13 protein-coding genes are annotated in these 13,472 nt (G+C 66.7%); 4 read left to right on the top strand and 9 right to left on the bottom strand.

Annotated elements, in window-relative coordinates; translation table 11 throughout:
- Positions 1-49 precede the first annotated feature (49 nt).
- The gene (locus F5544_RS28400) at positions 50-601 is read right to left on the bottom strand and encodes a hypothetical protein (protein ID WP_167476022.1); all 552 of its coding nucleotides are present in this window, start codon (positions 599-601) and stop codon (positions 50-52) included.
- Between the two features lie 391 nt (positions 602-992).
- Positions 993-1,868 carry a peptidylprolyl isomerase gene (locus tag F5544_RS28395; protein WP_167476021.1) on the bottom strand — a complete coding sequence of 292 codons (876 nt, stop codon included), beginning with the start codon at positions 1,866-1,868 and terminating at the stop codon, positions 993-995.
- A gap of 174 nt (positions 1,869-2,042) precedes the next feature.
- Between F5544_RS28395 and hisS the strand changes: the two genes are divergently transcribed.
- Positions 2,043-3,317 (top strand): histidine--tRNA ligase, encoded by a 1,275-nt coding sequence (gene hisS / locus F5544_RS28390; RefSeq protein ID WP_167476020.1) that lies wholly within the window; start codon positions 2,043-2,045, stop codon positions 3,315-3,317.
- 125 nt (positions 3,318-3,442) lie between these two features.
- On the opposite strand, the gene F5544_RS28385 is transcribed toward hisS, so the two are convergent.
- Entirely contained in the window at positions 3,443-3,907 is a 465-nt protein-coding gene (locus F5544_RS28385) for a DUF6299 family protein (protein WP_238846712.1), read from the bottom strand.
- A gap of 574 nt (positions 3,908-4,481) precedes the next feature.
- On the opposite strand from F5544_RS28385, the gene F5544_RS28380 reads away from it, so the two are divergent.
- Together F5544_RS28380 and F5544_RS28375 are read left to right on the top strand one after the other, a co-directional pair.
- The gene (locus tag F5544_RS28380; RefSeq protein ID WP_167476018.1) at positions 4,482-5,129 is read left to right on the top strand and encodes a hypothetical protein; all 648 of its coding nucleotides are present in this window, start codon (positions 4,482-4,484) and stop codon (positions 5,127-5,129) included.
- Positions 5,130-5,263: 134 nt separating this feature from the next.
- Positions 5,264-6,274, top strand: a complete 1,011-nt coding sequence (locus F5544_RS28375; protein ID WP_167476017.1) for a malate dehydrogenase — start codon at positions 5,264-5,266, stop codon at positions 6,272-6,274.
- Positions 6,275-6,279: 5 nt separating this feature from the next.
- Here the strand turns inward: F5544_RS28375 and F5544_RS28370 are convergent, their stop codons facing one another.
- From F5544_RS28370 to F5544_RS28350, 5 genes are all read right to left on the bottom strand, one after another.
- Positions 6,280-6,594 (bottom strand): type II toxin-antitoxin system VapC family toxin, encoded by a 315-nt coding sequence (locus tag F5544_RS28370; RefSeq protein ID WP_238846711.1) that lies wholly within the window; start codon positions 6,592-6,594, stop codon positions 6,280-6,282.
- A gap of 105 nt (positions 6,595-6,699) precedes the next feature.
- Positions 6,700-6,999, bottom strand: a complete 300-nt coding sequence (locus F5544_RS47610) for a ribbon-helix-helix protein, CopG family (RefSeq protein WP_167476016.1) — start codon at positions 6,997-6,999, stop codon at positions 6,700-6,702.
- A gap of 66 nt (positions 7,000-7,065) precedes the next feature.
- Positions 7,066-8,145: a 2-oxoacid:ferredoxin oxidoreductase subunit beta gene (locus F5544_RS28360; RefSeq protein ID WP_167476015.1), complete on the bottom strand. Its 1,080-nt coding sequence runs from the start codon at positions 8,143-8,145 to the stop codon at positions 7,066-7,068.
- The gene (locus F5544_RS28355) at positions 8,142-10,073 is read right to left on the bottom strand and encodes a 2-oxoacid:acceptor oxidoreductase subunit alpha (RefSeq protein WP_167476014.1); all 1,932 of its coding nucleotides are present in this window, start codon (positions 10,071-10,073) and stop codon (positions 8,142-8,144) included. The genes F5544_RS28360 and F5544_RS28355 overlap by 4 nt, the downstream gene beginning before the upstream one ends.
- Positions 10,074-10,185: 112 nt before the next feature.
- Entirely contained in the window at positions 10,186-11,202 is a 1,017-nt protein-coding gene (locus F5544_RS28350; protein WP_167476013.1) for an Rv2578c family radical SAM protein, read from the bottom strand.
- 93 nt (positions 11,203-11,295) lie between these two features.
- On the opposite strand from F5544_RS28350, the gene F5544_RS28345 reads away from it, so the two are divergent.
- A complete protein-coding gene (locus tag F5544_RS28345; protein WP_167476012.1) occupies positions 11,296-12,150 on the top strand; it encodes an NAD(P)H-binding protein in 855 nt (284 codons plus the stop codon).
- Between the two features lie 170 nt (positions 12,151-12,320).
- On the opposite strand, the gene F5544_RS28340 is transcribed toward F5544_RS28345, so the two are convergent.
- Complete coding sequence (locus tag F5544_RS28340; RefSeq protein ID WP_167476011.1) at positions 12,321-13,325, bottom strand: NAD-dependent epimerase/dehydratase family protein; 1,005 nt, start codon at positions 13,323-13,325, stop codon at positions 12,321-12,323.
- Positions 13,326-13,472: the final 147 nt, after the last annotated feature.

Below are 13,472 nucleotides of genomic sequence, written 5' to 3'. Positions count from 1 at the left end.
TTGGCGAATAACGAAACACCCGCTGAATCTCAGCGGGTGTTTTCGTCGATTACTGCCGGGTGCGTTCCAGGCCGCGGGCTTCCTGTTCTCGGGCCCGCTGGACGGCCGGTGCCTCGTCGGCCCGTTCGCGGACCGCCGCGCCCGGCGGCTGTGCCTGCCCGACCTCGATCAGCATGCGTACCGCGGCCAATTCGGGCGCCACACCGATCTTCGCGAGATGGTTGGCGATGGCCATACGGCGTTCGGGGGAGTCGTAGCGCAGCACCGGTTTGGCGTGTGCCGCCGCTGTCGCCGCCATCCGGGAGGCCTCCGCTTGCGCGGAGAAGCGGTCCTTCTCCAGCGAAACACCCTTGTCCGGCAGCGGCTTATCGATCAGTCGCGCCAGCTCGGTGTTGCGCGGATCCTTGGCCTTCACGTCGCGGGCCTCGCGAATCTGCATTTCGCGAGCCTCTTTCATGCGGGCCTCGGTGACTTTGATGCGGGCTTCCGCCTCTTTTTGACCACGTTCCCGGGTGCGCAGTGCGACCAGCGTCGCAAGCTGCAACATAGTCCTCATCATGGCCGCGGCTTCCCGGCCGATGTCGTCCAGTTCCTCGGACATGGCTGCTCCCCGATGCTGCAGTGATCACTATGGATATTGTGGTGCTTCGTCACGGACATCGCCACGCGAACTGTAGTCCGGAGGGCGATGCCCCGCCTGCAAACGCGGACACCCAGAGGACTCGTCGCGCGGTATTCCCTTGCTCGGGGTTCGCCCTCACGAGGGTACGACTGCGCTACGGGAACTCCTTCTTACGAGATTACCCGAGAACGGTCCGGCACAATCGTACGGACGTGCCGCTTATCAGCATATATCGCACAATTCCGGCCAGGAGCCGATTGTTCAGGAGGAGTTCCGGTGTAAGCGCAGCCTAACCGGAGCATTAGGTACGCCTACCCTGGCTGAACGCGATGCGGGCCCGTCCACCGGATGTGGACGGGCCCGCCGAAAATCAGTCAACCCGGATGGAATTGATCGTCACCGGCTGCAGCGGCTTGCCGTCACCGGGACCATTCGAGTTGTCCTGTTTGTTCTTGGCGATCTTGTCCAGGGTGCCGAGGGTCTGCTCGTCCACCGTGCCGAAGATCGTGTACTGCGGCGGCAGCTGGGAATCGCCGTACACCAGGAAGAACTGGCTGCCGTTGGTGCCGGGGCCCGCATTGGCCATGGCGACGACGCCGCGCTTGTAGGCGATGGGCTTCTTCTTGGCCGCCGGATCGTTCGGCTGGTACTGATCGGTCGGGTACTCGTTGTCGAATTCGTAGCCGGGGCCGCCCTGACCGTTGCCCTCCGGATCGCCGCACTGCAGCACCTTCAGCGTCTCGGAGGCGGTCAGCCGGTGGCAGCTGGTGCCGTCGAAGAAGCCCTGCTGCGCCAGGCTCACGAAACTATTGACGGTGCAAGGGGATTCGGCATTGTTGAGGGTCAGGCCGATCGGGCCCTGGGTGGTGTCGATGCTCAGGCTCACCGTCTGGGCCTTGTCGCCGGTGGTCGGCACCTCGGTCTTGGCGGGCTTGTTCACCGGCTTCGACGCCGGCTTCTGGGCGTCCCTATACGTACAGGTCACCATCGCCGGCTTGGCGTTCGGGCTCGGCGGCGGCGCGACCGTGGGGGAACTGGACAGCGACGCGTCCTTGCCATCGGAGGCCTTGTCGTCACCGCGGGTGAGGAAGTAGATGCCGGTACCTGCGGCCGCCAGCAGCACGACACCCAGGACAGATCCCGCGATGGTCAGTTGCTTGCGTCTGCGCGCCCGCTGGGCACGGTTCGCCAGCTGCCGTTCGAGCTTGCGCTTGGCCGCTGCCCGTCGCTGTTCGTTGCTCGGCACTACCACGTTCCTCCGTGTTCGGTTTACGGCGCTCGGGGGCCTGGGCGGCCCGCCCGACGTTACGTTCGGCCTAAGAGTCTGCCATCAATTCCTGAGACAGCCCGGCACATGTTCCGACGCGGCATGATAATCCGGTTGGACTTGCCGGGCCATGGTGGTGGAAACTGGACCATCGTGACCAAGACCAGCAGCTTCTCCGCCCCGAAGGGGGTTCCCGACTACATCCCGCCGGACTCCGCCGAGTTCGCCGCGGTGCGCGACGGCCTCGTCCGCGCCGCCCATCTGGCCGGGTACGGACTGCTGGAATTGCCGATATTCGAGGACACCGCCCTGTTCGCCAGGGGCGTCGGCGAATCGACCGACGTGGTCACCAAGGAGATGTGGACCTTCGAGGACCGCAGCGGAAACAGCTTCTCGCTGCGCCCGGAGCTGACCGCGGGCGCCATGCGCGCGGTGATCGAGCACAACCTCGATCGCGGGCAGCTGCCGGTGAAGATCTACTACTCGGGTCCTTGCTTCCGCTACGAACGTCCGCAGGCGGGTCGGTACCGGCAGTTCAACCAGGTCGGCATCGAGGCCATCGGCGTCGACGATCCGGCGCTGGACGCCGAGGTGATCTCGGTGGCCGATCAGGGTTACCGCGCCCTCGGGCTCACCGGGTTCCGGCTCGAGGTCACCTCGCTCGGCGACGAGACCTGCCGCCCGCAGTACCGAGAACTGTTGCAGGACTTCTTGTTCAAGCTGCCGCTGGACGAGGAGACTCAGCGGCGCGCCAGGATCAACCCGCTGCGGGTGCTCGACGACAAGCGCCCCGAGGTTCGCGAGCTGACCGCCGACGCGCCGCTGATGATCGATCACCTCTCCGAATCGGCCAAGGCCCACTTCGATCAGGTGCTCGGGCACCTGGACGCGATGGGCGTCGCCTATGTGGTGAATCCGCGCATGGTGCGCGGGCTCGACTACTACACCAAGACCACCTTCGAATTCGTGCACGACGGCCTCGGCGCGCAGTCCGGGATCGGCGGCGGCGGCCGCTACGACGGCCTGATGGCCGAGCTCGGCGGACAACCGTTGTCCGGCATCGGATTCGGGCTCGGCGTCGAGCGCACCATGCTCGCGCTGCGGGCCGAAGGCAAATCGGCGGGCGATCCGGCGCGCTGCCAGGTGTTCGGGGTGCCGCTCGGCGATGCGGCCAAGCAGCGGCTCGTCGCCCTCGGGTCGCAACTGCGCGCCGCCGGCGTGCGGGTCGACCTCGCCTACGGCGGCCGTGGCGTCAAGGGTGCGATGAAGGCGGCGGACAAATCCGGTGCGCGGTTCACCCTGGTGCTCGGCGACCGTGACCTGGCCGAGAACACCATCGGCCTGAAGGATATGTCAACTGGGGATCAGCGACAGATCCCGCTGGACGAGGCCGCCAGGCTCGTCCAGGAGGCGTTGGTCAGCGAATAATCTTCCGCCGCAACCGATCTCACGGGCACCCGCACACATTCGCGCGGGTGCCCGCGTGCGGTCGGCCTCGGTCCGGCGCGATGCGGGATTATCTGAGGCGGTTGTGCTACCCGGACTGCGGCCAGTCAGCGCTGCACGGTGACGGGGGTGTTGTGGACGATGACGTCGGTGGCGCCGTCGGGGCCGTAGAAGCGCCAATTAATGGAGACCAAGGCCGGGCCTGGCCGGAATGGGCCGAACTGCGACGGTGAGATCAGGCTTGTGAAAGGGTGCGCGGCACCGTCACAGGTCACCGATAGCAGACCTACAGACGTGGAGCTGCGGGCCAGACCCTGTTCCAACGTAGTGCCCATGTAGCTGTCGGTCAGATCATTGCTGCAGGTGTAGGTGCCCGTGATGTCCACGAGGTCCTGGTTGGCTTCGATGTGCTGGATCTGATCGACCGTGACACTGGCGGACGGGGCCGCCAGAGCCGGGCCCGCCAGCACGGCCGTACCGGCGAACCCCACCGCCGTGGCGACAACCAGTTCGATGATCCGATTCCTGGACATGACGGTCCGCCGTTCGGCGGGCCGGAGATATTCGACCATCACACGATCTCTCTACGAGGTGGGGCGCCCTCCTCACGCCGGGTGTCGGGCCCCCCATCACCGGCCTACTTCCCCGGCGCTCCGCAACCGTAGCAGCGTCACTGGGACGAATCGTTCCCCAGTTATGTTCTGCGCCAAGCCAATACGTGCCTCACCTTGATCGAATTGCAGTGTCCGCCAACCACAATCAGCCGGTCTCTGATCGAATCCCCAGACAGCACATCGGTTCGGGCTCGAGCCGGACAGCAGTCCGGCGCGGACGCCGATTCACTGGAGCGCTTGTCGGCACCGTGAATGCCGCGTATGTCGGCATCGTCAGCACCACGCCACATCCGACGACGAACAGCGGCTGCGGGGACACGCCGATCTGGTGATGTCTTCTGATTGTGGTGCGTGGTCATGCGGGCCCGCGCCAATGAAAGTCGCGCGGACACTGCCGGGCATCGTCGCCTGTGTGCGGACAGCGGAATTGCCGACAAGCGCCGTGACGGGTCGGTCTGCGACGTATGCTTCGCCCAGATGACTTCCGAGCGGCGCGGGCGTGCCGCGGGGGCGGTGGGAGAGAGGCGGAGCTGTGCAGTCGAATTCCGGTGACGACCAAGCAGTTTCGCCGGTGGGGCTGGATATCGTCGCGCCCGAGATGTACGCGCCGATGCTGCGGCGGCTGGCGCTCGCCGCCACCGGGGTGGGCATCGGGGCCGGGCTGCTGTCGGCCACCGTGCTGTCCTGGCCGATCGCCGTTGTCGTCGGATTCGTCGTCGGCGCACCGACGGTGGCCTACGCGCTCGCCCTGCGTCGGCGGCGAATGTGGCTGGTGGGCAACACGATTCACGCGCGCACCGTATTGCACGAGCGGCTGGTCGAACTCGGCGCCGCGACCGGCGTCGAGGTGCTGGTGTACCCGGGACGGCTGAGCCGGATCGTGCTCCGGGTGACCTCGGGAGCGGAGATGCAGCTCGTCCCGCTGGCCATGTACACCGACGCGGGCAGCGGGCGGGAACTGCACCTGCTCGGCCTGCGCCGCCTCGCCGACGCCCTCGCGACCTGCGAACTCGCTGCGGCCGTTGCGGTTTCGGCGCTGCTGGTGGAGCAGCTGCGGGCCGAGGCGCGCGATGCCACCCTGGAGCAGCGACCGCTCTACCGGGCGACGCGTTTGGCCCGGGCGAAGGATTACGTCTCGCCCATCGTTCTCACCGATCGTGAAGTGGCCGAGCTGTACTGAACCGCATCCGCCGTGTGATTCGCTGAGCGGGGTATGCGCCGGAATGCTGAGGCGTATCTCACGACTCGGGTTCGCGGGACATGCGCGTGGCTAGGGTGAAAGGCGAGAGATCGGCCAATCGCAAGGAGTTCGCTGTGAGTGAGCCAGCCGCCCGGACCGCGCCCGTCACCGTCGCCGTGACCGGTGGCGCGGGCCAGATCGCCTACGGAATGCTGTTCCGGATCGCCTCCGGCGCGCTGCTCGGTCCGCGAACCCCGGTGCGCTTGCGGTTGTTGGAGATTCCGGCCGCGGTCGCCTCGCTGGAGGGTGTGGCGATGGAGTTGGAGGACGGCGCGTTCCCGCTGCTGGATTCGGTGGATATCAGCGACGATCCGTGGGCCGGTTTCGCGGGCGCGAATATCGCACTGCTGGTCGGCGCCCGCCCGCGCACGGCCGGAATGGAACGGTCGGATCTGTTGGCCGCCAACGGCACCATCTTCACCGAACAGGGCGCGGCGCTCAACGCCAGCGCCGCCGATGACATCAAGGTGCTCGTTGTCGGCAATCCGGCCAACACCAACGCGTTCATCGCCATGAGCAACGCACCCGACGTGCCCGCCGAGCGTTTCACCGCGATGACCCGGCTCGACCACAACCGCGCCATCGCCCAATTGGCCAAGAAGACCGGCACGCCCGCCGCCGATATCGCGCGCGTCGCGATCTGGGGCAACCACTCCGCCACCCAGTACCCGGATATCGCGCATGCGACGGTGGCCGGCCGCCCCGCCCGCGACCTGGTCGAAAACTCTTGGCTCACCGACGATTTCATCCCGACGGTGCAGCAGCGCGGCACCGCGATCATCCAGGCCCGCGGCGCGTCGTCGGCGGCGAGCGCGGCGAGCGCCGCCATCGATCACATCCACGACTGGGTGCGCGGCACCCACGAGGGCGACTGGGTGTCGATGGCGGTGCCCTCGGACGGCTCCTACGGCGTCCCCGAGGGCCTGATCAGCTCATTCCCCGTCACCTGCGCCGACGGCTCGTACACCATCGTCCCCGATCTCGACATCGACGAATTCGCCCGCACCCGAATCGATCTCAGCGTCGCCGAACTGGTCCAGGAGCGCGACGCCGTAATCGACCTCGGCTTCGCCAAGCGCGCGTAAGAGCTTCACCCGGCAGCAGGTCGTGGCACCGGAACAACGGTGACGATGTTCTCGGTTCCCCGGAAATCATCCGGATTGGTTGTGAACAGGGGGAGTTGATTGGCGGCTGCGACCGCCGCGATCATCAGATCGGCCTCTCGCCTTCTCGGTTTGCGCCCAACCGCGACGACTCCGGCGGCGATCGCCCCATACTGGCGGGCGGCCTCGGCATCGAATGGCAGTGGATCGAACGTCGCTTCCACTCGCTGCAAACGGGCCATTCGGCCGCCGCGCTCCGCTGTGTCATCGGTCTGATGAATACCCGCCGACAATTCGGCCAATGTGACTGCGCTGGTGAGCAGTTCGGCTGGCAGATACTGGGTTGAGATCCGTTCGAGGTAGATGAGGGATATTGGTGTCGCCGAGGCCGCGCAGATAGCGAGGACTCATTCGCTGTTCTCGCTACCGCTCTGCTTCGCCCGCAGATCGGCATCGAAATAGGCGTCGCCATCGACGTAACGCTCTTGGTCGGCACGAAATTCGGCAGCATCCATCGGTGGCAAGCCGCCGAATATCTCGTGCAGCTCGCTGACCGGCACCGACTTTCGACGATTTCGGGCATCCGGCTGGTTCAGGTATGCGTCGATGGCGGCAAGCGCAACCTGCTGTATCGACCGGTGCTCCGCCTCGGCGCGGCGACGCAGAGCTTCGGTCTGTTCGTCGGAGAGACTGAGAGTCATGGCCATCACGTCATGATGCCGCGTGATACCAGGTGCCGTTTCGCGAATCAGTCGGATGCTGACCGCCTCGCGTCAGCCGACGGTCCAGGTTTCGGTGCCGCTGAGCAGTTTCTGCAGGGAATCCTGGTCGACGGGTTTGCGTTCTCTGGCCAGTTTCGCTTGGGCGCGGACGCCGTCGTCGTAGGTGGGGCGGGTGACGCTGCGGAAGATGCCGGTGGCGACGTGGCCGAGATCCTGATCGGAGAGCCGGGAGAGCGCGAAGGCGTATTCCGGATTGTCGGAGTAGGCGTCGTGCACCACGATGTCGGATTCGGCGACCTCGGCGGTGCGCACCACCTCCAACCCGAAACCGCTTCGGACGACGGCGAATTCACCCTCGGCGCCGAAGGTGATCGGCAGGCCGTGCCGCAGCGGGATCAGGTGGTTCGCCGCATTGTCCCGGCGCAGCGCGTCGAAGGAGCCGTCGTTGAAGATCGGGCAGTCCTGCAGGATCTCCACGAAGGCGGTGCCGCGGTGTTCGGCGGCGGCGCGCAGCACCTCGGTGAGCCCGGCGCGGTCGGAGTCCAGCGCCCGCGCGGCGAAGGTGGCCTCGGCGCCGAGCGCCACCGACAGCGTGTTGAACGGGTGGTCCACCGAACCCATCGGCGTCGACTTGGTGACCTTGCCCTCTTCGGATGTCGGCGAGTACTGGCCCTTGGTCAGGCCGTAGATCCGGTTGTTGAACAGCAGGATGGTCAGATTCACGTTGCGGCGCAGGGCGTGGATGAGGTGGTTGCCGCCGATGGACAGCGCGTCACCGTCGCCGGTCACCACCCACACCGACAGATCCGGCCTGGTCACCGCCAGTCCGGTGGCGATGGCGGGCGCGCGGCCGTGAATGGAGTGGATGCCGTAGGCCTCCAGGTAGTACGGGAACCGGCTGGAACAGCCGATCCCGGAGACGAACATCAGGTTCTCCCTGCGCAATCCGAGTTCGGCGAGGAATCCGCGCACGGTGGCGAGGATGACGTAATCGCCGCAGCCGGGGCACCAGCGCACCTCCTGATCGGAGGTGAAGTCTTTGACCTTCTGCGGTCCGTCGGCCGTCGGCACCCCGGACAGCCCGGTGAGGCCGAGATCGGTTCGGACGAGCGAGGTTTCGGTGATCGTCATCGGTTGCCCCCTGCTGTGCGGTAAGTGGCCCGCGCGCGGGCGGCGAAGGCCTTGTCGTGTTCCATATCCTCGATGGAGCCGTCCAGCGCCGCATCGATGACGCCGACCAGTTCCTGCGCCGAGAACGCGGTGCCCGCTATCTTCGTCCAGGGTTGCACGTCGACGAGATACTTACCGCGCAGCAGCATGGCCAGCTGACCGTTGTTCATCTCCGGCGCGACCACCGTCCGGTAGCGGCGCAACACGTCACCGAGGTTGGGCGGCAACGGATTCAGATGCCGCAGATGCGCCTGCGCCACCGGCACCCCGCGCCTGCGCGCCCGGCGGCACGCCTCGCCGATCGGTCCGAACGAACTGCCCCAGCCGATGAGCAGCAGTTCGGCCCGGCCGTCGGGATCGTCGACCTCGAGTTCGGGCACCGCGATACCGTCGATCTTGGCCTGCCGCAGCCGGACCATCAGCTCGTGATTGCCCGGCTCGTAGGAGATGTTGCCGGTGCCGTCGGCCTTCTCCAGGCCGCCGATGCGGTGCGCGCGGCCCTTGGTCCCCGGCACCGCGAGCGGCCGCGCCAGGGTCTCCGGGTCGCGGGCGTAGGGCTGGAATCCGGACTCGTCGTCGGCGTCCGGTTCGAATCCGGGATCGATCGGCGCCAGCTCCGAGACGCGCGGAATCGACCACGGCTCAGAGCCGTTCGCGATCGCGCCGTCGGACAGCAGCAGCACCGGCGTGCGGTAGGTGAGCGCGATGCGAGCCGCCTCCACCGCGGTCGCGAAGCAGTCGGCGGGCGAGCGCGGCGCGATAATGGCGACCGGCGATTCGCCGTTGCGGCCGTAGAGCGCCTGCAGCAGATCGGCCTGCTCGGTCTTGGTCGGTAGACCGGTGGACGGGCCGCCGCGCTGCACATCGATGACCACAAGCGGCAATTCGGTCATCACCGCCAGGCCGATCGTCTCGCTCTTCAGCGCGATACCGGGACCCGACGTGCTGGTGACGCCGAGCGCCCCGCCCAGCGAAGCGCCCAAAGCCGCACCGATACCGGCGATTTCGTCCTCGGCCTGGAAGGTGGTCACCCCGAAGTTCTTGTGCTTGCTCAGCTCGTGCAGGATGTCCGAGGCCGGGGTGATCGGATAGGTGCCGAGAAATACCGGCAGCCCGGCCAATTGGCCCGCGGTGACGAGTCCGTAGGCGAGCGCGGTGTTGCCGGTGATCTGGCGGTAGGTGCCGGGCGGCAGCGCGGCGGGCGCTATCTCATAGGTGGTCGCGAAGCTCTCGGTGGTCTCGCCGTAGTTCCAGCCCGCCCGGAACGCGAGGATATTCGCCTGCGCGATCTCGGGTTTGGCGGCGAACTTCTCCCGCAGGAACTGTTCGGTGCCGCCGATCGGGCGACCGTACATCCAGGACAGCAGGCCGAGCGCGAACATATTCTTCGCGCGCTGGGCGTCCTTCTTGCCGACCCCGGTCGATTCGGTGGCGGTCAGCGTCAGGGTGGTCATCGGCACCCGGTGCACCACGAAATCGGAGAGGGTGTTGTCGTCGAGCGGATCGGCGGCGTAGCCGACCTTGGCCAGATTGCGCTTGCTGAACTCGTCGGTGTTGACGATCAGGGTCGCGCCGCGCGGCAGATCCTCCAGGTTCGCCTTCAGCGCCGCCGGGTTCATGGCCACCAGCACGTCGGGCTGGTCGCCCGCGGTGAGGATGTCGTAGTCGGCGATCTGGATCTGGAAGGACGAGACGCCCGGCAACGTGCCCTGCGGCGCGCGGATCTCGGCGGGAAAGTTGGGCTGGGTGGCCAGGTCGTTGCCGAAGGCCGCCGCCTCATGTGTGAAGCGGTCACCGGTCAGCTGCATTCCGTCGCCGGAATCACCGGCGAACCGAATGACGACCTTTTCCAATTTCGCTGTGCCGACATCACTTTCATGCGAAACCATGTACCTACTTCACTTTCCTCGTCGGTGAGAGGTGCCATTGGCCAAACTACTCCCCGGCACACGGGAAAAGCGTCCGATGCGGGGTCTTCATACCAGAACCAACCGGGCGGTATCAGGTGAACAGGGCGAGCTGCGGATCTGTCGTGAGCGGACCCTGCGACCGCGGCTCCGGCTCCACCTGCGGCTTCCGCTTCAGGCCATGTCTTTCTAGCAATGGGTCCACCCGCTCGCGCAGCCAGGTCGCGTATTCCGGAGTTACATACGCACCGCGCCCGTACAGCTGCCGGTAGCGGCGCAGCAGCGCGGGATGGTGTTCGGCCAGCCAGCTGAGGAACCAGCCGCGGGTCGCGCCGCGCAGATGCATCGCGAACGCGACGGCCGAATTCGCGCCCGCCGCCGCGATCGCGCCGAAGAGCTCGTCCAGGTGCGCGCGGCCGTCGGTGAGATACGGAATCACCGGGGCCACCATGACATTCACCGCGAATCCGGCATCGGCGAGCGCGCTCACCAGCTCCAAACGGGCTCTGGGCGATGGCGTTCCGGATTCCAGTCCCTGATGCAGCGCCGGGTCCAGGATCGCGATCGATACCGCGACGCTCACGTGCACCTGCCGCGCGGCCTGGGTGAGCAGCGGCAGATCCCGGCGCAGCAGCGTGCCCTTGGTGAGAATCGAGAACGGCGTGCCGGAATCGGCCAGCGCGCGAATGATGCCCGGCATCAACCGGTATCGGCCCTCGGCCCGCTGATACGGATCGGTATTGGTGCCCAGCGCCACCGGTTCGCGATGCCAGGACCGCCGGCGCAACTCCTTGCGCAGCACCGCCGCGATATTCGTCTTCACCACGATCTGCGAATCGAAATCGCGGCCCGCGTCCAATTCCAGGTATTCGTGCGATGGCCGGGCGAAGCAGTACCGGCAGGCGTGCGAACAGCCGCGCATCGGATTGATCGTCCAATGGAACGGCAGTCCGGAGCTTTCCGGCATCTTGTTCAGCGCGCTTTTGCACAGCACCTCATGAAATGTGATGCCCTCGAATTCCGGCGTTTGCACGGTGCGCACGAACCCGGCCCGGTCGAGGCCGGGCAGGGCGCCGTCATCGGCGTCCAGGGTCTGGCTTTGCCACCGCACCCACCAAGTCGAACATGTGTTCTATTGAGTGTCAAGCAAACTCCCGATTCGATTTAGGTTAGGGTAACCTAAATATCGAGTAAGGTGCCGGATATGAAGAACATTCTGGTGATGGGTGCGACCGGCAAGGTCGGTCGCCATGTCGTCGTTCAGCTGCGTGAGCTGGGGCGTCCCCTGCGGGCGGTCTCCCGGACCAGCCCCGATCGCTTCGACTGGGCGGACCGGTCCACCTGGCGGCCTGCCCTGGCCGATGTGGACACGGTGTATCTGAATGTATGGGGCGTGGTGGGCGTGGTTGACCCGGCGGAGTTCACCGAGTTGGCCGTGCGGTCGGGGGTCCGGCGGATCGTCGCGCTGTCCGGACGGGGCGACGACGGCGAGGATTACCTGCTGGAAACCCCGTACGGGCCGTGGGCTCAGGCCGTGGCGGACGGTGAGCGGGCCGCTCGCGAGAGCGGCGCGGAGTGGACGATCGTGCGGCCGTGCTGGTTCGCGCAGACCTTCGAGGAGGATCCGAACCTGTCCGATGTACGCGACGGTGCGGTGGTGACACCCGCGGGCGATGGCACGGTGCCCTTCGTCGACGCCGTCGATATCGCCGCGGTAGCGGTCGCCGCGCTCACCGAGGACGGCCACCACGAACAGATATACGAGGTGTCCGGTCCGCGGGCGATGACCTTCGCCGATGCGGTCGCGCAGATCGCCGAGGCGACCGGTCGGCAGATCAGGTACGTGCCGGTGTCGGTGCCCGAATATGTGCGGCATCTGGTGGACCGGGGCTACGACCGAGGCTCGGCGGAGATGCATGCGGGCCCGTTCCAGTGGCTGCATCGCGGAAATACCGGTTTTCTGAGCGATGGGGTGCTGCGAGCCACCGGGCGGGAGCCGCGGGATTTCGCCCAGTACGCCCGGCGGGCGGCGGCCACCGGTGTGTGGTCGGCCGGGTGATCCGTCGTGTCCGCGGGCGTGGGCCGACCGATGTGAGGCGACCTGATACCGCATCATCGGCTACTTAGAGAATTGGTGTCAGGGCTCGTTCCCGACCCGGATCGGGTGCCCGGTGGGAGGCTCTCGAATCGACCGCCCCCGAAAGGCTCCCGTCGGCTCTGCGTGAGACATCAGGCTATCCGGCGGGTGCCGGGTGTCGGCAGGCAGTCCGGGTCGGCGAAGAATGCGACCAGGTCGCGGACCGTATCCGCGGTGGGGCGCGGCCGGTAGCCGAGTTCGCGTTCGGCCTTGCCGTGGTCGACAACGGGGGCGGAGACCAGCGCGCCGAGCGCGGCCTTGGAGACGATATCGGTGCCGAACAGCTTGCCGATCGGCTCCAGCACCGGGATCAGGCCGGAGACGAGCCTGGGGGAGACGGCGAACCGCGGGCCCTTCTTCGCGTTCTGCGCGGCGGCGATCCGGCACAGGTCCAGCATCGAGATCATCGATCCGCCGAGCAGGTAGTTCTCGCCGGTGCGGCCGTGTTCGCCGGCCAGGATCAGGCCGTCGGCCACGTCGCGCACGTCGACCAGGTCGAAGCCGCCGCCGATCATGGCGGGGACGCGGCCGTGCGCGGCGTCGCGCAGTGTGCGGTTGATGCGGGAGAGCGGTTTGCAGAAGTCGAGCGGTCCGAAGACGCCGGTCGGGTTGCAGATCACCGCGTCCAGGCCCTGTTCGATCACCTTGCGCAGTTCGACCTCGCCCGTCCACTTCGAGCGGTCGTAGACGGGCAGGCCGGGATCGGTGGAGCGGGGTGAGCTCTCGTCGATGCGGCCGCCGCAACAATATTGGTTGAACGCGTGGATCGAGCTCGCGTGCACCATCCGGCGCACACCGGCCGCCCGGGCCGCCTCGGCGACGACGCGCACCCCTTCGGTGTTCACCTGCCAGGCCAAATCGTGTTTGTCGGCCAGCGTGATGACGGCGACCAGGTGGTAGACGACCTCGGCGCCCTCGAGCACCGTGCGCATCGATTCCGGATCGAGCACATTGCCGTCCACCCAGGTGACCTTCGGGTCGGTGGGCCGCGTGGGAGTGACTCGATCTATCGCGATGACCTCGTCGCCGCGGCCGACCAGGCGCTGCAACAGATTCGTGCCAAGGTAGCCGGCGGCGCCGGTCACTGCGACCTTCATGGCACCGAGAATATAGAACTTGTTCTAATTTGCAACACGTTTCAGTTCCTTCGAGATCGGGTACGGGTCCGCCGGGAGTGTGATCGACTCGGGCTGCGCGATGGCTCGAAACTTGTCGCGACCGTGGGCTATATTGACCCCAACCGT

The sequence above is a fragment of the Nocardia arthritidis genome (assembly GCF_011801145.1).
Lineage (GTDB): Bacteria > Actinomycetota > Actinomycetes > Mycobacteriales > Mycobacteriaceae > Nocardia > Nocardia arthritidis_A.
This window is presented reverse-complemented; position numbering and strand designations above follow the sequence as displayed.

Coding starts and splice junctions, on each gene's coding strand:
- F5544_RS28400 (WP_167476022.1), bottom strand. CDS start 601: ATGTCCGAGGAACTGGACGACATCGGCCGGGAAGCCGCGGCCATGATG.
- F5544_RS28385 (WP_238846712.1), bottom strand. CDS start 3,907: ATGGTCGAATATCTCCGGCCCGCCGAACGGCGGACCGTCATGTCCAGG.
- F5544_RS47610 (WP_167476016.1), bottom strand. CDS start 6,999: ATGGCCATGACTCTCAGTCTCTCCGACGAACAGACCGAAGCTCTGCGT.
- F5544_RS28360 (WP_167476015.1), bottom strand. CDS start 8,145: ATGACGATCACCGAAACCTCGCTCGTCCGAACCGATCTCGGCCTCACC.
- F5544_RS28355 (WP_167476014.1), bottom strand. CDS start 10,073: ATGGTTTCGCATGAAAGTGATGTCGGCACAGCGAAATTGGAAAAGGTC.
- F5544_RS28345 (WP_167476012.1), top strand. CDS start 11,296: ATGAAGAACATTCTGGTGATGGGTGCGACCGGCAAGGTCGGTCGCCAT.
- F5544_RS28340 (WP_167476011.1), bottom strand. CDS start 13,325: ATGAAGGTCGCAGTGACCGGCGCCGCCGGCTACCTTGGCACGAATCTG.